The sequence below is a fragment of the Pseudomonadota bacterium genome, assembly GCA_039033415.1.
Taxonomy (GTDB): Bacteria; Pseudomonadota; Gammaproteobacteria; order Xanthomonadales; family SZUA-38; genus JANQOZ01.
Genome location: JBCCCR010000030.1, coordinates 46,534 through 67,721 on the forward strand (window position 1 = coordinate 46,534; position 21,188 = coordinate 67,721).

Annotated in this window: 11 protein-coding genes; 2 read left to right on the top strand and 9 right to left on the bottom strand. The window is 62.9% G+C overall.

Features of this window, described 5'->3' with window-relative positions; translation table 11 throughout:
- Positions 1-10: 10 nt before the first annotated feature.
- Positions 11-5,167, bottom strand: coding sequence for a choice-of-anchor D domain-containing protein (locus AAF358_21200; GenBank protein MEM7708083.1), 5,157 nt, complete (start codon positions 5,165-5,167; stop codon positions 11-13).
- Positions 5,168-5,381: 214 nt separating this feature from the next.
- On the opposite strand from AAF358_21200, the gene AAF358_21205 reads away from it, so the two are divergent.
- Positions 5,382-5,882, top strand: coding sequence for a (2Fe-2S)-binding protein (locus AAF358_21205; GenBank protein ID MEM7708084.1), 501 nt, complete (start codon positions 5,382-5,384; stop codon positions 5,880-5,882).
- On the top strand, positions 5,879-8,047 hold the full coding sequence (locus AAF358_21210; GenBank protein ID MEM7708085.1) for a molybdopterin cofactor-binding domain-containing protein: 2,169 nt from the start codon (positions 5,879-5,881) through the stop codon (positions 8,045-8,047). The genes AAF358_21205 and AAF358_21210 overlap by 4 nt, the downstream gene beginning before the upstream one ends.
- A gap of 24 nt (positions 8,048-8,071) precedes the next feature.
- On the opposite strand, the gene AAF358_21215 is transcribed toward AAF358_21210, so the two are convergent.
- From AAF358_21215 to AAF358_21250, 8 genes are all read right to left on the bottom strand, one after another.
- Positions 8,072-9,325, bottom strand: a complete 1,254-nt coding sequence (locus AAF358_21215) for a cytosine permease (protein MEM7708086.1) — start codon at positions 9,323-9,325, stop codon at positions 8,072-8,074.
- Between the two features lie 76 nt (positions 9,326-9,401).
- A complete protein-coding gene (locus tag AAF358_21220; protein ID MEM7708087.1) occupies positions 9,402-11,723 on the bottom strand; it encodes a TonB-dependent receptor in 2,322 nt (773 codons plus the stop codon).
- A 10-nt stretch (positions 11,724-11,733) separates the two neighbouring features.
- Positions 11,734-12,828, bottom strand: a complete 1,095-nt coding sequence (locus AAF358_21225; GenBank protein ID MEM7708088.1) for a DUF917 domain-containing protein — start codon at positions 12,826-12,828, stop codon at positions 11,734-11,736.
- Complete coding sequence (locus tag AAF358_21230) at positions 12,825-14,399, bottom strand: hydantoinase/oxoprolinase family protein (GenBank protein ID MEM7708089.1); 1,575 nt, start codon at positions 14,397-14,399, stop codon at positions 12,825-12,827. Before AAF358_21230 ends, AAF358_21225 begins: the two co-directional genes overlap by 4 nt.
- Positions 14,400-14,521: 122 nt before the next feature.
- Positions 14,522-17,233: a LuxR C-terminal-related transcriptional regulator gene (locus tag AAF358_21235; protein MEM7708090.1), complete on the bottom strand. Its 2,712-nt coding sequence runs from the start codon at positions 17,231-17,233 to the stop codon at positions 14,522-14,524.
- 126 nt (positions 17,234-17,359) lie between these two features.
- Positions 17,360-18,118 (bottom strand): hypothetical protein, encoded by a 759-nt coding sequence (locus AAF358_21240; GenBank protein ID MEM7708091.1) that lies wholly within the window; start codon positions 18,116-18,118, stop codon positions 17,360-17,362.
- On the bottom strand, positions 18,081-19,445 hold the full coding sequence (locus tag AAF358_21245) for a DUF1501 domain-containing protein (GenBank protein MEM7708092.1): 1,365 nt from the start codon (positions 19,443-19,445) through the stop codon (positions 18,081-18,083). The genes AAF358_21240 and AAF358_21245 overlap by 38 nt, the downstream gene beginning before the upstream one ends.
- Positions 19,446-19,450: 5 nt before the next feature.
- Complete coding sequence (locus AAF358_21250) at positions 19,451-21,079, bottom strand: DUF1800 domain-containing protein (GenBank protein ID MEM7708093.1); 1,629 nt, start codon at positions 21,077-21,079, stop codon at positions 19,451-19,453.
- Positions 21,080-21,188 lie beyond the last annotated feature (109 nt).

Sequence of the window (21,188 nt, forward strand, 5' to 3'; positions counted from 1 at the left end):
TGGGACTGGCTCAGTTTTCAAACCCGTCAGCAAACAGCACGTCGCTGAGTTCCGTCACGCTCGTACCCTGGATGCCAAAGGTAAATGGGCTCTCGTCCTGGTCGTTGTTGCCGAAGATCACGTTGGCGGTCTGAATGCCGAGCACATCCGGATCGAAGCGGATGGTAAAACTGGAGCTGCCGCCGGCCGGGATTGGCGTGGTTGGCTGGTTCACCACGAGAAAAGCCGCGGTGCTGCCACCACCGATGGTCACCGCTGGCATGTCGGTCAGATCGAGATCGACAAGACCCAGGTTTTCGATCACAAAAACCTGGTCCACCGGGGCGCCGTCCACGGCGGCCTCACCAAAGTCGGTGCCGTCTGCCGCTCGAGGTGAAATATCTCCAAACGGAATCTCCAGGCCTCTCCCGGAAACCGCAATTTCCGGAAACAGCAGGCCCTCGGCGAGACCCTCGATGGCAAAGGTGTAGGGGTTTTCGTCAAAGTCGCTGTTGTCGATCGAGACGGTGGCCGTCTTGATCCCGATGGTCGAAGGATCGAAACGCACCACAAAACTCACCGTCTCTGCCGGGGCCACCGCGCTCACCGGCTGCTGAAAGATAGAGAAGCTGCCGTCCGAATTGAGCAGCTCGACCCGCGGATCGCCAATCAGCTGAAGCTCCGCGTTGCCGATGTTTTCGATCTCAAAAGTCTGATCACGAGGCGAAGCGTTGATCGCCAGCCCGCCAATGTCGGTCCCGTTGGTGGTGCTGGTCACGACGTCATCGTCTGCGATGGTCTGACCGTTCCCGAGAACCTCCATCTCCGGCTCACCGATCACTTCAGCGTTTCCTACTCGAGCGGTTCGGGTCACAAAACCACCGTCCAGTGAGGAACTTCTCACCCTCGAGAAAAAGTTGATCAGGGTGCCGTCCGGCGGCTCATTGGCACCCAGCCGGATCGTGGGCGCGATGCTCTCCACTCGCGAGAAGCCGGAGTCCAGCAGGCTGCTGGGCCAGAACACCGTCTCGCCGCTGTCGCAGACGGTGCTGCCGGACAGAGTCGTACAGTCGCCGCCACCGGAGATCTGGCCATCGGGGAGGTCGCTGAGAAACGGCGCAAAAAAGAGCTGCAGCGCCACGTCGGTGGCCTGGATGCCGGCGCTGTTGCTGACCGTCGGGTCGACCTGCAGCATATCTCCCTGAGTCGCAAGCACCGGGTTGATGGGTAGGTTGAGATCGAGTGCGTTGGTGGTCTTGGCCCGAGTCACCCGGTTGGTCCGCGTCGGAGGCACGCCGTCCGCACTGATCTCCACGGCGCTGGACTCGACAAGCTCTCCGCCGGTCAGCGGAGCGTCGAATTGCAGCACCGCACTGCGCACGCCCACTTCGCCGGGGGTCAGGAGGCCTAGATCCCAGGTCAGGATGCCATCGGTGACCGTGCCGCCTTCCGTGGCCGTCACCAGACTGGTGCCAGCCGGCAGCGGGAAGCGGATCTGTCCGTTCTGCAGGGACGTGTCTCCAGCGTTGCCAAAGCTGACGTCAAAATCGATTGTGCCGCCCGGCGCGATGGGCTCCAGCTCGGCATCGACCGACAGCGTCAGCGCCCGCTCATCGTTGTTGCGAAGGGTGAGCTGCTCCCAGCGATCGGTGGTGGTGTTGGAGAACGTCCGCGCCAGCAGCGTGATGAGATCACCGTCCAGCAGCGCGGCTGCTGTTTCGGGAGCGATCGTCACGGTGCGGCCGCTGCCAGGCGCCAGGTTGCCAATCGGCCACTGCGCCCGCTCGCCGCTACGGCAGTCGGTGCTGACGCTGAGGTTGGTGCAATCCCCGTTGTCGCTGAGCACAACGTCGTTAGCGCTGGCCAGACCCTCCGGGTAGAACAGCTCGATCGCCACGCCGGTAAGGACCGTTGAGCCGGTGTTGGAGACCACCAGATGCAGCGGGGTGATGGTGTCGGCCAGGAGCGGGGACATATCGCCGTCGAGCGCAAAGCTGAGTTCCGGCAGGCTTTCGACCCGCGTGCTGGCGCCCTGGCGACTGAGCTGGCTGATGAAGTTGGCGTCCGCGCTGATCGTCGCCGCGTCCAGTTCCAGAATGTCACCGGCGAGCACCCCGGCGCCGAGCTGTACGGTCACCTCACGGCTGCCGCCCTGTCCCGGCGTAAGCTCCGCCAGGTCCCAGACCACGTCGCTGCCGGATAGCGTCCCACCACCGGTAGCGGATACGAAGGTGGTGCCTGCGGGCAGCGGAAAGCGAAGCTCGCTGCTCGTGGCGGTGAAGCTGCTGCTGTTTCCGAAAGTCAGCGAATACGTCAGTGTGTCACCCGGCGCCACGGGTTCCTGAGCGGGATCCACCGCCAGGTTTAGCAAACGGGAAGCGTTGTTGAGCAGCGATCGAGCCTGCCAGCGCTCGGTGGTTGTATCGGCTGACGCCCTGGCGACGACCGGCACGAGGCCTCCGTCGGTGATCGTGCCGGCGGTGGAGGGCACAATCACCACCGTTTTACCGGTGCTCGGGCCGAGGTCGCCGATTGGCCAGATGGCCCGTTCCCCGTCGCGGCAGCTGGTGGTCGCAGAAAAATCGGTGCAGTCGCCACTGTCGGTCAGCAGCACGTCGTTGGCGCTTGCAAGACCAAAGGGGTAGAACAGCTCGATTTCGACACCCGTTAAGAGCGTTCCGCCCCGGTTGCTCACGGTCAAACGGATGGGCGTCTGGCTGTCCACGGTCAGGGGGCTGACGTCCGTATCCAGCGCCAAGGCGAGATCGGGCAGGTCTTCGACCCGAGTACTGGCAAACTGGCGGCTAATCTCGGTGACAAAGTTTGCGTCGGCCGAGATCTGCGCCGCGTCCACCTCGAGCACATCGCCGGCCTGGATGGTGCCGCCCAGCTGCACAGTGACCCGGCGAGAGCCGCCTTCGCCGGCGCCGAGCAGCCCAAGATCCCAGACGACCTCGCCTCCGACCTCGGCGCCACCGCCGTCTGCCGCCACCAGCGTGGTGCCGGCCGGCAGCGGAAACCGGAGTTCGGTACCGGTGGTCGATGAGCCGCTCTGATTGCCGAAAGTCAGTTCATAGGTCAGCGTGTCGCCGGGCGCCACGGGTTCGCTCCTCGCGTCCACGTTCAGGTTCAGCACCCGACCGCTGTCATTGCGCAGGGAACGGCGCTCCCAGCGCTCCGTCGTGCTGTCGGCTGACGCTCGGGCAACCAGCGACAGCAGCTCTCCGTCGGGGATGCTGGCTGAGGAACGCGGGCTAATGACCACCGTCTTGCCGCTGCCCGGCGCCAGCGTGCCGATCGCCCAGCCGGCCCTTTCGCCGCTGTTGCAGCTCGTGGTGGTACCAAAGTTTGTACAGTCGCCGCCATCGGTCAGCAGGACGTCACCCGCCGAGGGCAGTCCGTCGGGATAAAAGAGCTCTACCGCCACATTGGTCAGGGGCGAACCACTCCGATTGGTAACCGTGAGCCTTACTGGGGTAAACGTGTCGGCGGACAGCAGCGAAATGTCGCTGTCGACGGACAGTGCGAGGTCAGCAAGGCCCTCGACCCGCGTGCTCGCGTACTGCCGGGTGACCTGGGTGACGAAGTTGGCGTCACCCGTGATTTCCGCCGCATTTACCTCAAGAATGTCGCCGGCGGCGAGGCCGCCACCGAGCAGCACGGTGACCCGGCGGGTGCCGCCCTCGCCTGCGCCGACAATGTCGAGGTCCCAGACCACATCGCTACCGGAAAGGGTGCCTCCGCCGTCGGCCGATACAAAGGTGGTGCCGGCCGGCAGCGGAAAGGTCAGCTCCGTGTTGCTGCTGGCGCTACCGCCACGGTTACCGAAGTTCAGCTCGTAGGTCAGGTTTTCGCCAGGTGCCACGGGCTCCTGGCTGGCGTCCACCCTGAGGTCCAGAGCCCGCCCGTTGTCATTGCGCAGCGCGCGGCGCACCCATCGCTCGGTGGTTCCCGAGGCTGAACCTCGCGCCACCAGGGACACCAGGTCTCCGTTGGTGATGGCGGGAGGCGCAAAAGGCGTTAGCGCGACGGTTTTTCCTTCCCCGACGCCGAGGTCACCAATGGTCCAGCCCGCGCGCTCGCCGCTGTTGCAGATGGTTGCTGTGCCAAAGTCCGTGCAGTCGCCTCCATCGGTTAGCAGCACCTCGCTGCCGCTGGCGAGACCAACTGGATAAAACAGCTCGACCTCAACGTCCGACAGGGCTGATCCCGAGCGATTGGTCACGGTCAGGCGCAGTGGCGTCTGGTCCCCGCCCCCAACGGTGGAGTAATCCGTGTCGAGCGCCAGGGCAAAGTCGGTCAGGCTCTCAACCCGGGTTGTCGCCGTCTGAAGCCTCGTGCGCGTGGCCAGCGCGACGGAGCCGGACAACTCTGCTGCATCGACCCGCAGGATGTCCCCGGCCTGCACGCTGCCCGCAAGCTGTACCGTGACCCGCCGGCTGCCGCCCGCGCCGTCGCCAATGATTCCCAGGTTCCAGACCACGTCGGTGGTCTGCAGCGTGCCGCCGCCGTCGGCAGAGACAAAGGTGGTCCCGGCAGGCAGCGGGAACCGCAGCGCGGCGCTGCTGGCACTGCTGGCGCTGCGGTTGCCGAAGGTCAGTTCGTAGGTCAGCGTCGATCCCGGCGCCACGGGCTCAGCGCTAGCGTCCACCGACAGCGTCAGGAACTCCTCGGCCAGCACGTCGATGACATTGCTGCTGGTGGCCTCCACCATCCCGCCGGCGAGCAGGTCCACATCCATGTTGATCATCTCACCGCCGCTCAGACCACTGTCGATGGTGGTGTACATGTTCACCGTGCGGCCGGTGCCCGCAGCCAGCGTTCCCAGGTCCCAGAAGGCGGTCTCACCCGCATCACAGGTCGAGGCGCCACTGATGAGCGTGCAGTCGCCGCCGTCCGACAGAAGGATGTCTGAGGTGTTTTCGAGCGCCGTGGGGATGACAAACTCGATGCGCAGGTCGTTCGCCGTCGTCGCCGTATCATTGGTGGCCGTAAATCTCAGGTTGACGACCTGGCCGGGCACCGGGTTGTTCGGGTAAACCTCCAGCGCGACCTGAAGTGCAGCCGCAGGAAACGCCGCTAGAGCCAGGCCCAGCGTCGCGAGCGTCCGAACCAGACCGAACCGAGAGGTCAGCTTTCTGCAAGCTGAACCTAGAAACAAGTGCTGCTGTTTTTTTGATCCCCTCACCGACAAGCTCCTTTTCGTGATCCGACCACCTGCGGCAGCGCAGGCTATCTATTGTATTCGGAACTTCCCGGCAAGATGCCTCATTTTTCGCACGCCGCTTCCACAGGGCCGGACATCGGCGACAAACGGTTGCCCTTGTCCCGCCGGCACGGTCGATCTACGCTGGTCTTACGGCAGGACAGGCGTCCTGCGCAGCCAAAGCAGGGTCGATTCCATGAGCAATATTTCCCTTTCGGTCAACGGCAAAACCGTCAGCTCAGGCGACGCTGATCCGGAGATGCCGCTGTTGTGGTATCTCCGCGACGTGCTGGGGCTGCCCGGCACCAAATTCGGCTGCGGGATCGGTCAGTGCGGCGCCTGTACGGTGCATTTGAACGGCAGCCCGATCAGGTCCTGCAGTCTGCCCCTGGCGGCGGCGGCTGACGCTGAAATCACGACCATCGAGGGACTCGCCGACGGCAGCCAGCTCACGGCTCTCCAAGAGGCCTGGATCGAGCTGGATGTGCCTCAATGCGGCTACTGCCAGGCTGGTCAAATTATGAGCGCCAGCGCGCTTCTGGCCAGCAACCCCAAGCCCACCGATGCCGATATCGATAGCGCCATGGCCGGCAATCTTTGCCGCTGTCACACCTATCAACGCATCCGGGCCGCGATCCATCGGGCCGCCGAGATCGGACCGAACACGGCGGATGAAACCAGCGGGAGCTCACTGTGAGCGTGCGCTTAACCCGTCGCCAGCTGCTGGGCGCCGGTGGCGGTCTGGTTGTTGCGTTTACGATTCCCGCCTGCGGCAGCGACGCCAAAGCCCCGGCCGCGGACCTCGCCAATAACGCATGGCTGACCCTGAAACCCGACGGCTCGGCAACCATCGTTGCCACGCATCCCGAAATCGGCCAAGGGGTAAAGACCGCGCTCCCCATGATTGTGGCCGAGGAGCTCGACATGCCGTGGGAGCGCGTGACCGTGACCCAAGCACCGGTTGATGAAGCCACCTTCGGCCGGCAGGTGGCGGGCGGCTCCACGTCGATTCGCAATAGCTGGGAGCCGCTGCGGCGAGCCGGCGCTACCGCGAGAGCGCTGCTGCGCCAGGCCGCGGCAGAGACCTGGGACGTTCCGGTCAAAGATTGTGAGACCGGCAACGCCCAGGTCACCCACCAGGCCTCCGGGCGGTCGCTGGATTATGGTGAGCTGGCCGAGCGTGCATCAGCCCTAACGGCCCCAGCCGAGAGTCAGATCGAGCTCAAGTCCCCCGATCAATACCAGCTGGTGGGCACCCGGATCGGCGGCGTCGACAACCGGTCAATCGTCACCGGTCAGCCGCTGTTTGGCATCGACCAGGATCTGCCGGACCTGCGTTTTGCCACCTACGTCCGCGCCCCCGCTACCGGCGGGACCGTCGCCGAGGCCAACCTCGCTGACATCCAGGCGCTCCCAGGGGTTGTCGATGTTTTTGTGCTGGAGCCCGCCCAACAGCCCCGAGGTCTGCGCGGCGGGGTCGCTATCGTTGCGGAAACCACCTGGCAAGCGCTGAAGGCCCGCCGCCAGCTCCAGGTGGAGTGGAACCTCGATGATGCATCCAAAGACAGTTGGGATGCGCTGCGCAGCGACGGGATGCGGCGGGCTGCGCAGAGCGGGGACACCCTGTTCGACGACGGCAACGCCGAGCGGGCGCTGGCGTCGGCGCAGCAGCAGATCAGCGCAAGCTACGTCTATCCATTCCTGCCTCATGCGCCGCTGGAGCCGCAGAACTGCACCGCCAGCGTGACGGGTCGCAGCGCGGAGATTTGGGCCCCGAGCCAGACGCCAGCCCGGGGCGCGAGCCTGGCGGCCGAAATCTGCGGACTTGACCCGGCTCAGGTGGTCATGCACCAGACCCGCATCGGCGGCGGCTTTGGGCGCCGGCTCTACAACGACTACGTAGTCGAGGCCGTAGCGATTTCGCAGCGAGCAGGCGTGCCGGTCAAACTCACCTGGACGCGGGAAGACGACATGGCGAACGACCTGTATCGCCCTGGCGGACTCCACCACCTGAAGGGCGGTTTGGACAAGAAGGGTCGCCTGAGCGCCTGGCACAACCACTTTGTGACGGTGACCAGCGACGGCGAGAAGCCGTCTTCCTCGGCGGGCATGCGTCAGGGCAGCTTTCCTCAGCACCTGGTGAAAAACTATCGGGTTGAGCAAACGCTCCTGCCCAGCGCCATTCCGACCGGCGCCTGGCGTGCGCCGGGATCGAACGCGCTGGCCTTTGTCAGCAACGGCTTTCTGCACGAGCTGTCCAGTTCAGCGGATCGTGATCACCTCGAATTTCTTGTGGAGCTGATGGGACGCGACCGGCAGCTGTCGTGGCGCCGAGGCTCAGGCATGGATACCGGAAGAGCCAAAGCGGTGCTCGAAGCGGTTGGGCGGCAGTCAAACTGGGGCCGCCCGATGCCGGACGGCCAGGGTCAGGGGCTCGCGTTTTACTACAGCCACCGGGGCTACTTCGCCGAGGTTGCCGAGGTGACTGTCGAAGAAAAGCGGCTCAGAGTCGATCGGGTGTTTGCCTGCGGCGACGTCGGGCCCATCATCAATCGCAGCATGGCGGAGCACCAGGTTGTGGGTTCGGTCTGTGACGGTCTTTCCACCATGATGGGGCTGGAAATCACGTTCACCGACGGCCGGGTCAACGAAACCAACTTTGATCGCTATCCCATGATGCGTATGCCGAGCGCACCGCCGGTTGAGGTTAAATTCCTCGAGGACAATCCTTCGCCGACAGGGCTTGGCGAACCCGCGCTGCCCCCGGCTGCGCCCGCGGTTGTGAACGCCATCTTCGCGGCAACCGGCGAACGCCTCCGAGAGCTGCCGCTCACCAGGGCGGGCTGGAGCTGGATGGCGTAATCACCGGCTGCCAGTCGCCGAGATTCAGAGGTGGCCCCGAGGGTGCTGCCCCGGCCAGATCCGGCGCAGCAGTGCATAGCTGGCCCCGGCGACCAGGAAAGAGTCCAGCGAGCCAACGCCGGTCAGCGTCAGGTATCCGGTGCTCGCCAGCCAGGCGACCCCGGTGGCTACACCCCAGGCCAGGAGCGCCGGAATCTCCGCGGCTAACCCTACTTTCTCGTCGCCTTCGGTCAGCTGCAGCAGCAGATAGTGCGACAGATAAATGCCGCTGATCGGGGGAACGGCGATTGAAAGTAAAACCAGATAGGGCACCAGGTTATCAGCCAGGCCAGCAAGGCCCGCCAGCGTGCCGGCAGCCCCGGCAAGCACGGTGACCAGACGGTAACGTTTGCCCGGAATCAGCGTGTCGAAGGCCAAGGACGCGGAATACAGGTTGCTGCAGTTGGTGGTCCAGGTAGCAAACACCACCAGGGCCAATGCCGGTATTCCAAGCCCCAGGAAGACGAGCCGCTCCACGTAGCCGCCTTCGATCGGCAGCAGCCCGGGGATCCCCGCAAGCATTAGCACACCGCCATAGCCCAGACCATAGCCAGCGAAAGCTGCGGCTGTGGCCTGGCCACGGGTCTTCACAAAGCGCGCAAGATCCGGCGCGATCGTCACGGCCACCATGTAGGCGCCGATCACCACCGATACGCCGGTGCCGAGGGAAGTGATGTTCCCGGTGCCGTTTGCCGTCAGCGCTTCCGGTGAGAGTTGGCCCACACTCAACCAGACGGCCACCACCAGCAGGACCAGCAGCAGCGGCACGACAAAGCGGCTCAGCCGCTCGATGGCGCGAAAGCCAAAGAGGGTGGTGGCAACCATCAATCCGCTGCCGAGGAGCGTCATCGCCCATTGCGGTGCGCTGAGGCCTGCAACCTGCTGGATTGCTCCGGCGAGCGCCTGCCCAAACAGCTGCGCCGTGACGCCAAACCAACCCAGCAGACTCGTTGCCATGACCAGGGTAACCAGCCGACAGCCCTGCGCGCCAAAAGGTCCGCGGATGATTTCATAGGTGGAGCGCCGCAGCTTGGCGGCCAGCGACATGGTGAGCGCCGCAATGACGGCAACCGCCGCGCTGCCGAGGGTGACGGCAATCGCGGCCCGCTTCAGCCCGAGTCCGGCGACCACCTCACCACCCACCAAAAAGGCTGGGATCGTGATTGCCACCCCGACGATGACCAGCGACAGCTGCAGGCCGTTGACCAACTGATCCGACGCGATACCCGTTGGTTCCACGGGTTTGGCGGCACCACCCATATTCGCTACCCGCCGCCGACCGAGGGGCCGAGCCCTCGGCGGGTCAAGGAGGGACCTAGAAGTTCCAGGTGGCCTCCAGGCCAAACTGTCGACCGCCGGACCAGGACCTCACGAAACCGACAACGCCGTCGATCAGTCCAAACTCGTTGGCCTGAAACTCCTCCAGCACGTTGGTGCCAAAGGCGGTCACCATCCAGTTCTCTCCCGCGACCGAAACACGAACGTTAAGGTAGTCACGGTCGGTGACCTCGTAAAGCTCCTGCCGTGCCAGATACCAAGATCCCTGGCGCCGGTAATCAATCCGGAAACTGCCGTCTAGTGACTCGCCCACCGGGAACCGATAGTCGCTGGATAGATTGAAGGTGTAGTCCGGGACATTCGGCACAGCCAGCCCGCTACCGCTTTCCTCAGCGTCCACGTAGCCGTAGCCGGCGGACAGCGTCCAATCGTCCGTGGCTCTGAGGGCCGCTTCGAGCTCCAGCCCGTCGATATCCACCGACGGAATGTTGGTGGTCAGGCGGAAGGGCGGACCGCCGATAATGGTGCTGAACTGCTGCTCGGAGTAATCGATACGGAAGATTGCGCCGTAGAGCGACCAGCGGTTGCTCGCGTCAGCATACTTGAACCCCAGCTCGATGTTCTCGGTGCTTTCGGCCGCCGTCGGGTTGCCGGTGTTGAAGAAACCCGGTCGATAGCCTTCCGCATATGTTGCGTAGGTCATCAGCTGATCGCTCCAGTCGTAGGACAGCGAGACCTTGGGCTGGAGGTCGTCGTCGCTTTCTTCCGGCGTATTGACCACGTTCCCAAACTCGTCGTTGCTGGGCAGCAGAAATGCGGCATCCTCACAGCCGAAACACTGGTAGCCCGTGTTGTCGTAGGTGGCGTCGTCGTAACGTAAGCCCACCGTCAGCTCGAGCCGGTCGCTGATGTCGTAGTTGACCTGACCGAACAGCGCCCAGAGTTCGTCGTTCTTGAAGTCCGTCCGCGGAAACGGTGCGCCGACGGCTTGAAAGAAGTCGGGCCCAAGCTGGTTGGTGTTTTGCGCCACGGGGAGGGACAAGACGGTCCGGGCCTCACGGTCCTGGTACCACGCGCCGGCCAGCCAGCGAAAGCGACCGTTGTTGTTGGAGGTCAGGCGAAATTCCTGCGTGAAGGCTTCGAAATCATCATCCAGACTTTGGGCGCGACCGGTGACGTTGGTCAAGCCGGTCAGCGACGGGAAAAAGCCAGAGGCCGCGGCGCCGGCGATTCCCAGAATATCCGTAGCAGCCCAATCAGAGTCGCCGGCGAGCTCCTGGTCAGCGTCGTCATACGAGGTAATCGACGTCAACGTGAACTGGTCAAATTCATAGTCCAGCTTCATGGAGAGGTTGACGAAATCTCGTTCCTCAGCACCGAGAAAGTCACTCTGGATATCGAAGGCCGTACCGTCGAAATCATTGACCGTCTGATCGATGCTCAATACCGGCACAAACAGCGCCCCGGTGAAATCTGGGATCGCATGGCGAGCGGTAAACGGCGAGTCGTTGGGGCTCAGCGGTCGAGCCGGGATTCGGGACTGCTCGATCGCGCCGGCCTCGTAAGCGCCGAAGCTCGCTCGAAAATCGGCGGTGAGACGATCGCCCTCGTACAGTAGCCGTCCTCCCAGCTGCAGCGCTTCGTCAAAGTCCACCTCATTGCCGCGCACGTTGTCGACGACGCCGTCGAAGTCGCGGTAGCTGGCACGGGCCCGGTACGACCAGTTCTCGCTGTCACCCAGCGGGCCGGAGATCACGCCCTGGAGCCGCAGGTCGTTACCGCTTGCGCCCGTCACGCGCAGGCGTCCTTCCATCTCGTCTGACGGCATCGCCGTGGTGATGTTGATCGCGCCCGCCATGGCGCCGGCGCCGTAAAGTGCACCCTGCGGACCGCGCAGCACCTCGATACTTTCAATATCCACCAGTCCCTGGTTGATAAAATCGAGAGCTGCCACCTGCACGCCGTCCACGACCACGGTGACCGGCGGCAGACCCTGCTGGGCCGTGCTGATGCCGCGCATGGTAATGAAGCTCACGCCGTCGCGAAATCCCTCCCGAATCATCAGATTAGGTGTGAGGTTGGCAAAATCGTTGACGTTGTTGATGCCGGCCCGCTCGATTGTGTCAGCGGTGAACACCGTCACCGCGTCCGGAATATCGGTGATGCTCTCATCCCGCTTCCGCGCTTTGACGATCACCTCCTCGATGGCCTCAGACCCTGGCTGAGCCAGCGCCGGCTGGGTGCCGATAAGCCCGCCCAGTATGCCGGCTAGCGCCGCGCTGACCGCTAGCGAGAGCCGGCGCTTGCGCCGCAGTTTGAACGGGTTATTGCTCCGGGCCCTTGGATTGGAATGGGTCATGAGATTCTCCTTACAGATGAGCGGATTCGAGCGGAACAAACGGTTGCTCCAGACCAAAGCAGGCTGGACCGACAACCTTTAACGCTTTTTCGGTGCGCAGCTCGGCCGGGGCGGCAATCCCCAGCACCGATACGCGCTGACCGTAGCGCAGCCCTTCGGTGGTAATCGGTGCCGCCGTTTCCTGGTCAACAATACAAATGAGATCCGGCACGATGGCGCAGACTTCGCCGTTACGTACCGCAATGAGGTTTTCGTTCTGAAACTTGATTTCCATCCGGTCCGGACCGCCGTCCAGCGCGTCGAGCTTGATGGTACCCACCGCAAAGCCTGCGGTGGTCTCCCGGAACAAGTCGACAATCTTGCCTTCGAAGAGCAGGCGGGCACTGGTGGAAAAATCCAGCTCCGCCAGGTGTTCGAGAAGCGCGTGTACGGGCGGTTCATCCGCCTGTCTGGCCTGCCGAATGGCGCGGCCGATGCCTAGCGCCACCGTCAGCGTGCCGCGCAGAATGCTCGCCTTAACCTGTGCGCCGGTCATCGGATAGCACGCCATCAGGGCGCTTGCGCCCATCGCCACGACGGTACTGCGGGCAAACTTCTCAGCGGTTTCGTCATCGCCGGTGTTGATCAGCACCGTATTGCCGAATTCGTCGGTGAGCGTCAGGGGCGTCGAGGGATTGCCTTCGATGCTGTAGGTCACCATTTGGAGCTGCGGGAAAGCCCGACCCATCCCGTCGCCGTCGATCACAGGCAGGTTCAAGGTCGAACCCACCACCAGCGGCAGCAGCGCGTTCAGGCCGCCGATTTCCGCCGCCAAAATGCCGTAAGCCTTTTGCCCGAGATAGGACTCAAGCGCGCGAACCGAAGCGATCGCCTCGTCGCCGCTCGGCAGCTTTTCCATCATGACGGTTGGTGCGCCGATCATGGCCGAAACCAGCAGGAGCGCATCGTCGGGAAGATCGTCAGCCTGCTGCAGGGTCAGCGGTCCGCCTTTCGACAAGGACTCGCTCAGCAGCAGGCTGCCGATGTACGGATCGCCGCCGCCGCCCGTGCCCAGGAGCGCCGCGCCGATGGAATAGTCTTCAACGTCGTCGATGGTAATCTTCATACCGCTGCTCCGACCGCCTGAGAAACCTGCGCCAGGTCTCCCACCGCTTTCACCCGAACTCGGACCGAGTGTCCAGGCACGTAAGCCAGCGGAATCTCCTCCACGTCGACCACGCGCGTGCTGTCCGCACTGGCCCCAGCGGCGACCGCCTGTTCGATCGCCTGCGACTTAACGCGCTCCAACGCCTGTTCCCGGCCTTCGTCGTCAAAGGAGACGACGCGGTCGACTTCACCCCCGACCTGAGCAATGGCGGCGCCGACGGCGTTGGCCACGCCCGACTGCTCCGGAACGAGCAACCTTCCCGCGCCTTGGAGTTCATCTCGCGCCAGGATTGCACCGCCGCCCACCATGATCACCACCACGTCGCCGCTGCCGGTTTTCATGCGATCCACAGCCTCTTCCAGCATCTGCTGCATCCGCTCGTCAGCCGTCCGAACAAAATCTGCCGACAGGTCGGCGACCGACCACTGAGAGCCGATACTGGCGCGGCCGGCGGCTACCACGATGTCGGTGGCGGTCAGGGTTTGGCCACCAAATACTTTGGATTCAGTCAGGATGTCATGGCCCACCGACTGGGGGCCGATGGACAGCTCGCCGTCGCTTTCGACAACCCGGCTACCGCCGCCCAGACCAATCGAGAGTATGTCGGGCATTCGAAAATTGGTGCGCACGCCGCCGATGTCGACGTTGATCGACGATTCTCGGGGAAAGCCGTCGACCAACACGCCGACGTCGGTGGTCGTGCCGCCGATGTCGACGACGATGGCGTTGCTTTCGCCGGTCAGGAACGCGGCACCCCTCATGCTGTTGGTGGGGCCCGAAGCAAAGGTGAGTACAGGGAATTGCTTTACGGCGCTCGCCTGCATCAGCGTGCCGTCGTTTTGCGTGATGTACAGCGGCGCCGCTATCCCGAGTTCTTTGAGGGCGGTTTCAAAGGCGTCTACGACGAGCACCGAAAGCTCGCGTAGCGAGGCGTTCATCACCGCAGCGCTCTCTCGCTCCAGCAAACCCAGGCGACCGATGTCGGTCGCCTGCGTGACGGAAACGCCAGGGATTTCTTCGGCGATGATGGCGGCGGCCTGCGCTTCGCCTTCTCGGTTTAGCGGCCCAAACACGCTGGACACCGCGACCGCGCTTAACCCCCGGTCAGCGAAGCGCCGCGCGGTCCGCCGCACGGCCTCTTCGTCGAGTCCGGTAATCGCGCTGCCGTCCACCTGATAGCCACCCGGCAGAATTTCTGAATCGCCAAAAACCGCGGCGCGCATGGCCTCAGGCCAGGCCACCAGCGGTGGCAGGGAACGGGTCGCCGGCGCGCCGAGTCGCATGACGCCAACCCGGGTTAGACCCCGGGCCTGAACAAAAGCGTTGGTGAACTGCGTGGTACCGATCATCACGCTGCTGATGGCCGCCATGTCGAGGCCGGCCTGCCCGACAACCTGCCCGACGGCGTTGATCACGCCCGCGCTGATGTCCTCAGTGGTGGGTGATTTGACCGAAGCGAGAATACTGCTCCCGTCCAGCACCACCGCATCGGTATTGGTGCCCCCGACGTCGACGCCGATTCTCAGCAAACTCGTCTACCCCCTCAGATCACGAGGAGTTCATCTTGGCGCGAGGCTTCTGCCAGCTTCAACGACTTTGTGGAGTAGTCGGATTTTCGGGGGTGGGTAGGGGGAGACCTAAAACCGGGTAGTCACAGGAGATTCCTGCGGGTCGCCTCAGCGATGGCTCCCTGCCGTGTCGTCGTATCGAGCGTCCGATAGATATTCTTCAGGTGGAACTTGATCGTATTTTCGCCGACATCGATCCGCCGGGCGATCTCCTTGTTAGAGAACCCTCGCTGGACGTGCTGTAAGACTTCGACCTGGCGACTGGTGAGCACCGAGCGAGCGCGGTCACGAACACGCACCTCGCCCTGCAGCGCCTGAAGGATGTCGCGCAGAAAGCGATCTCGTAGTCGATTGGAGCCGGCGCTCTGGCTTTGTGCCGAAAACTGCTCCAGTAGCGGGAGGATCAGCTCACCGTCCTCGATGAAAGGTCGCTGATGATCGTCGAACAGAGCAAGGGAAACGGCTCGATCGACAAAAGCGAACGCTTCGTCGGTCCGATCGCTCTGAAACAGACACATGGCGCGCAGGAGCATCGGCTCCAGTTCGCCATAGTCGGCCCCAAGCGACTCGAGCTCCGCTGCTAGCCCATCGAGTTCATCTAAGGCGTCGACCGACAGCTCGGCGAACAGCGCCAGGCGCGCAAGCAGCAGTCGATGGGCCACGTAGATCCGGCGCGTGGAAAGGTTTTCCGGATCAAACTGTTCACACGATCGCGCGATGCCGAAGCGATCAGCGGCAGCCAAAGCCGCGTCGCCGTCACCCGTCCACAGCAGGTTCTGGATCTGCTGCACCTCGATCATGGCGGTCAGTCGCGGCACGTCGGCCGACGCCGCAAAGCGGCGGCCTCGCTGCAGAACTTCCTCAGCGGCCTCGAAGCCCTCGGTCGCACGGCTGATGCCTGCGGCAACCCCGAAGGTGGTGTGATGAATATCGAACCAGGCATCAAAATTGCCCATGCGGGCCAGCGGTTCGCTGATGCACTCGCGTGCCTGATCGAGCTTGTTCTGCAGATACAGAAGCTCGGCGCGATAGACCGACTCGATCAGCGCAAAATCGCTGTCGGGGCTGAAGTACTGCTTTACCAGGTGGTCGTTCTCCGCGTAAACCATCTCCGTATCGCGGAGCTTGCCCTGCATCAGCAGCGACTTACCCTGGTGAAAATAGATAAAGCTTTCCATGTAGACCGCGTTCACCCGCCGGAAGTAGGCGATCGCGCGGTTGCCGGCGCTCTGGCAGCGATCCAGCTGGCCCGCCTGCAGATAAATCAGACAGGCCACATTAAAGGCGGTGGCCCGAAGGAGCGACTCGTCGAGCGGTAACGACTCGCAGAGCTGTTCGATGCGCGCGAGATCCGATGCCGTGAAGGGGCGATCTTCATAGCCGGAGATCAGGCAGTCCATCAAGGCGATTTCCGCTTGCTGCAGCGGCACGATCGGCTGGCCGTTCCACACCGTGAAGTCCTCGGTCTGAGCGCGCAGCCTCTCAAAAACCTCTCGCGCCGCCGCCATCTCCTGCTGTTTGAGCAGCGCGTGGGCGCGAAACAGCGACAGCCGAAGATGGGCGTCGATATCCGCCGGCGCAACCAGGTCCGCGGCCAGCTCCATGAGGTCCAGATGCCCTTTGAGATACAGCAGCCAGCCGCCGCGCGCCTCGAGCTCAGCGGCCACGGCACTTGTATCTCCGGCGGCATGGGCGTGACGCACCGCCTCGGTGAGATCGCCATGGGTCAGGTGCCAGTCGGCCGCCTTTCCGTGCAGCGCCTCGACCTCATTGGGGCAAGTCCGCTTGAGGTTTCCGACTAAAAATTCCCGGAACAGGTTGTGGTACCGATACCAGCGCCGCTCCCGATCCACCGCCTCGATCAGCAGATCCTGCTTCTGCAGCCGCTCAAGGACAGACCAACCATCGGTGCGATCACAAAGCGCGTTGGCAAGGTCGCCGTTGATTCGTCTGGGCAGTGCGGTCACCAGCAAGAAACGCTGATCCTGCTCAGGGCGGCTGGCGAAGATCTGCTCCGTCATATAGTCGGCGAGCTCTGCCACCCGGCCCGAGAACGAGGCGATCTGGGCGGTTGAATCCTGCTGGCTGGAGATCCACAGATTGGCCAGCCGCAGCGCAATTACCCAACCCTCAGTTCGCTCCACCAGCATGGTGATATCGTCGATGGAAAGGTGCGCTGCGTCGCTGGAGAACAGCTCGACCGTCTCCTTAAAATCCATCTTGAGGTCCGCGGCGGTGAGGGTGGTTACTTCGTTGCGAACCACCAGATCTGCCAGCGCCAGCGGCGGCGCCGTGCGGCCCGCGATCGTGAACTGGAGCTCGTCGCAGGCTCGAGTCAGCAGGAAATCCATCATCTCGTGGATGTCCGGATTGCTGATATTTTCATAGTCGTCCAGCAACAGATGCACCGGACGTTCGCCGCGAGCGACTTCGTTGATCAGGACAATGGCCAGCGACTTGAGCGCCGTATTGCGCAGGCTGTTGCCGACGAGCGCCTGGCTGGAAGGCAGCTCCACGCCCGCCTGCTCAAAAGCTTTCAGCAGGTACGACACGAAGGTCGACGGCCGGTTGTCATCCTGGTCGACGCTGAGCCATGCGGTAGCAACCCCGTCCTCGGTCAGCATGTTGTGCCATTGGCTCAGGAGGCTCGTTTTGCCGTAGCCCGCTGATGCGTGGATCACCCGCAGCCGCTGCCCGGCGCTGCTCGCCAACGACTGAGTCAGCCGCGGTCTGGCGACAAAGTCCTGACTGGTTGCCGATGGCGACAATTTGGTCGTCAGCAGATACTGATCCATAGCCGCAGTTTGACGAAATCTGCCGGGGAGGCAAAGCACCACCGTAAACCTTCGGCCCCAGCAGGCAGCATCGTGGCCTAACCCGCAGGGTGTAGCAGCAAAGAATGGTTGCAGAACGGACAGCAGCTAGGGGTCTTCGAAACCGTCCCTGAGTAAAACCTGGTCGTAGCGAATGATGAGTCTGGGCTGAAGTGAGGGGTCAGAAGCCTCGCGAGCATGAAACCGTCGGGCGTGCGCCAGCGGAGCCGTCAGGCGATCGAGCACAATCCAGCCGTGATTGGCCGCCGGTTCTGCCCGCCAGAGCGCAAGATCACTCAGCGTGCGTTCGGTCGCCGGCCATTCGTAGTCACCCACGTCGTCAACGAGCAAACTGGTGCTGCTGTCCGCTTCGTAGTCACCGCCAGGATCGACCCACAGGTCGTCCGGAAAAAACCGGGTAGACCAGGTGGCGTCACCCTCATCCGCAGCGATGCCCATCCCGCCAGGCACACCGGCGTCCGAGGTGGCTTCCCCCCAGGGAGCCAGCACACGGTGCAGAAAAAACGTCACCGGCCCGGCCTCTTCTCGCTTCCGCGACAGGGAAAGGCGGAGCGTGACCTCCTGGATAATGGCGTCGTCCGGAACTGCGGACAGGTCGTCAAAGCGCAGCAAGGCGCGGCGGCGCAAGCCGTTGGCGATGCGGCCAGCAAATAGATAAATGCCGGCGCCGTTGCTCAAATCGTTGGCGTCCTGATAGATGCTGGTATCGGCGGAAGGGGCAATCTCGATTTCGAGCAGCTGAGCTTCAGCCATCGGCGCCAGCAGCACCAGCCAAACGCCGATCAGTCGCCTGATGGGACCCGCCCCGTCATAGAACGAAGCCCAGGTCCGCAGCCGCAAACTCATTGAGGTTGGGGAAAATCGCGTTGAGCTCCGAATCACCAACGCCAAGCCACTTGGCCAGCGTCGCACAATACTGATCAAGGGCAGTGCTCGGGATCATTCTCCCGCGGCCAATCGAGTCGGCGCCATCCAGCGCAATTTCGGGATAGGTACCGTAGAGCGTCTGGCCCAGCACACCACCGCCGATCACCATCTGCTGGCCGCCCCAGCCGTGATCTGAACCGTCTCCGTTGGAATTAAGCGTTCGACCGAACTCCGACATGGTAAAGGTTGTTACGTCGTCGGCGACGTTCAGCTCATCGCCGAGCGCTGACTGAAAGGCGGTGATGGCATCATTCAGTTCGGTAAGCAGCTCCGGCTGGTCGGTGTTCTGCGCGTTGTGGGTGTCATAACCCCCTTGCGAGACAAAGAAGATTTGTCGCGACTGACCCGTATCGCCGCGCGCGGCTATCAGTCGAGCTACCGTCTCGAGCTGGCCGCCCAGGTTGGTATCGGGAAACGACGTAGTGACCGGATTAGCTGCCATGGCGCTTGAAAACAACGCCTCGAGCTCAATCGACCGGGTCATGGTATCGCGATATTCCCGCTGAAACGGATGGTCGTAGGCAGCCGCAAAAATCTCGTCGAAGCCCGCCTGGCGCGCGGCGGACGCGAGCTGCGTATCGAAGCCCTCAATCTCGATCAGTCCATCCAGACCAATCTGGTAGGGGCGGGTCACCTCGCCGACAGCAAACCGGTTGTTGCCGCCGACCGAAACGCTAAACGGAAGGTCCGGGTTGGCGTTGAAGGTCACCAGCTGGTCTGCGACCAGGCCACCCCAGCCTTGGGCCATACCGGCTATCGCGGATCCGGACTGCCAAAGCTCGGTCTGGCTGTTGTGCGAGAAAAGCTGAGGCGGACGGGGGACGCTGCCGTTCTCAAAGGTGAGCTTGGTCATCGGCGCTACCAACGGTCCAACGTTGGTCACCACCGCGAGATCACCGGCGTTGAACAAGCTGCGCAGGCCCGGACAGCTTGGATGAAATCCGTAGTTCCCACCGCTCAAAGGCGAAACCGCCAGCAGATCCTCCCTCGGAATGGCCAGATTCTCACGGATATCGCTGTACTGGTTGTAGCGGGTGGTGTCCCGTGGCACCAGCAGGTTGAACGAATCGTTCCCACCGGTCAGATAGATGCATACCAGAGCGCGATAGCCGGCTCCGCCGCCCTGCGCCATGGCCTGATTCACCATGCCGAGCTGACCCAAGGTTGCGTAGGCGCCGCCCGCAGAGAGTACGCCGGCCATCTGGCGCAGAAAGTGGCGACGCTTCGTGTTGATAATGCCCGTCATAGCCGTTACCTCTGCACCGCAAATTCTGGAGAGACCAGCAGGAGGTGGATCAGACCGTAAACTTTGCGATCGTCATTCCCGGAACTGGGGTAGGCCTCTACGGTAGCGATCAGCGCCTGGCGAAGCGCTGACGACATGCTGCCGTGGAGCATTCGCAGATCGAGTTCGTCCACCAACACCGCCGGATCGTCCAGCAGGGGAATCAGATCTTCCACGTTGATCGCCGGCCGGTTGGCCGGCGGATTGGTTTGACCCGTGTTGCCGTTCCACCCCTGATTGAAAAGGTGGTTAGCGGCGGTGGCGATCGTGCCTTCGTCGATGATCTGAAACTCGGGTGAAACCAAACCGGCCTGCTGAATCTCTCCCGGTGCCTGGTAGCCCGGGGAATAGAAATTGAACACGGTCGGTGCGAAAAGCGGGCTCTGCGCGTAGGGGCCCGTCGGAATGTTGACCGAACGACCGTCCGGAGCCGGCACCGCGTTGAAGGCGCGATACATGGCAATGAGCTTGAGCAGCGGCTCCCTCGGCCGCCCAAACGGCGCCGGTTGAGCCATCCCGCGGGCCACAGGATCGAACAGGATCGCTCGGACCACCGCTTCCAGATCTCCGCGCACCCCGCTGCCGTTGTTGTTAAAGACCTGGGCCACCCGCGCGACGTATTCTGGCGGCGGATTGCTGCTGACCAGCTTTAAGATCAGCTGCCGGCTGATGAACGGCCCGACGTTGGGGTGGTTAAAAATAATGTCCAGCGCGTCGGTGAGATCCTCTTCACAGGACTGGCCCGCCGGAACAACGGCACCATCCAGCAGCACCTTCTCGCCCGGCTCATGCTCCTCTTCGAAGCAGACCATGGGCAGGTAATTGACCTCAGCACGAAAGAAAGTTTCGGAATTGGCGTAAGTCCAGCCAGTGAATATTTTTGCCATCTCACCGATCACGGCCTGGTCGTAGGTCGGCAGGGGCTGCCCCTGATTATCCAGCATCGGCGTATGGTCCAGGTTGAGCTTGACCAGACCAATGCTGAAAAGCTGCATGATCTCCCGAGCATAGTTTTCGTCGGGCAACGTGCCTCGATTCGGATTCGCTTTTCGGTTGCGCAGATGGCTCAGGTACCGCCCCATCTGCGGACTGAGGCTGACCTCCTCGAGGAGCTGTCGATAGTTGCCAAAGGCGTTGCGAGCCAGCAGGTCGTAGTATTCCGCCAGCCCAAAAATGTCGTTTCCCATACCCTGCTGGCTGATGACCAGAATCTGGGATAACGCCCAGGCGACCCGCTGTCGCAGCTGGTCCTCACCGTAGATCGCTATCGAACCCCAGCGGCTGCGGCGGTCGCCATTCGTGACGCCTTGGGTGGCTGCGAGGTTTTCGAGAAAGGGGCGCTGCAGGCTGATCGGCGAGCTGAGCTGGTTGTTAAACCAGGTTTCCAGGTCGGACTGCTGCAGGGCAGCGATCTCAGCGGGCGTCGGCCCGTACGTCGCCTGCGTCAGGATTCTCGCTGCTTCAAACTGGGTGAGGCTCCGCTGACCGACAGGCTCGAAACCATCGGCAAACCGGGCGCCCTGCGCCTGCACCACGGTGCCAACTGCTAAACACGCCAGCCCGCCCGCCAGCAACACTGCTCGCCATACATTCACTGCGCTTAATCCCATCTAGAGCCAGACTTTTTTCCGAACCGCAGTGTGCGTTACATCGATCCGCCATGCGTGAGAGGTTCATCACAGTTTTTTCGAAACTTTTGTGACG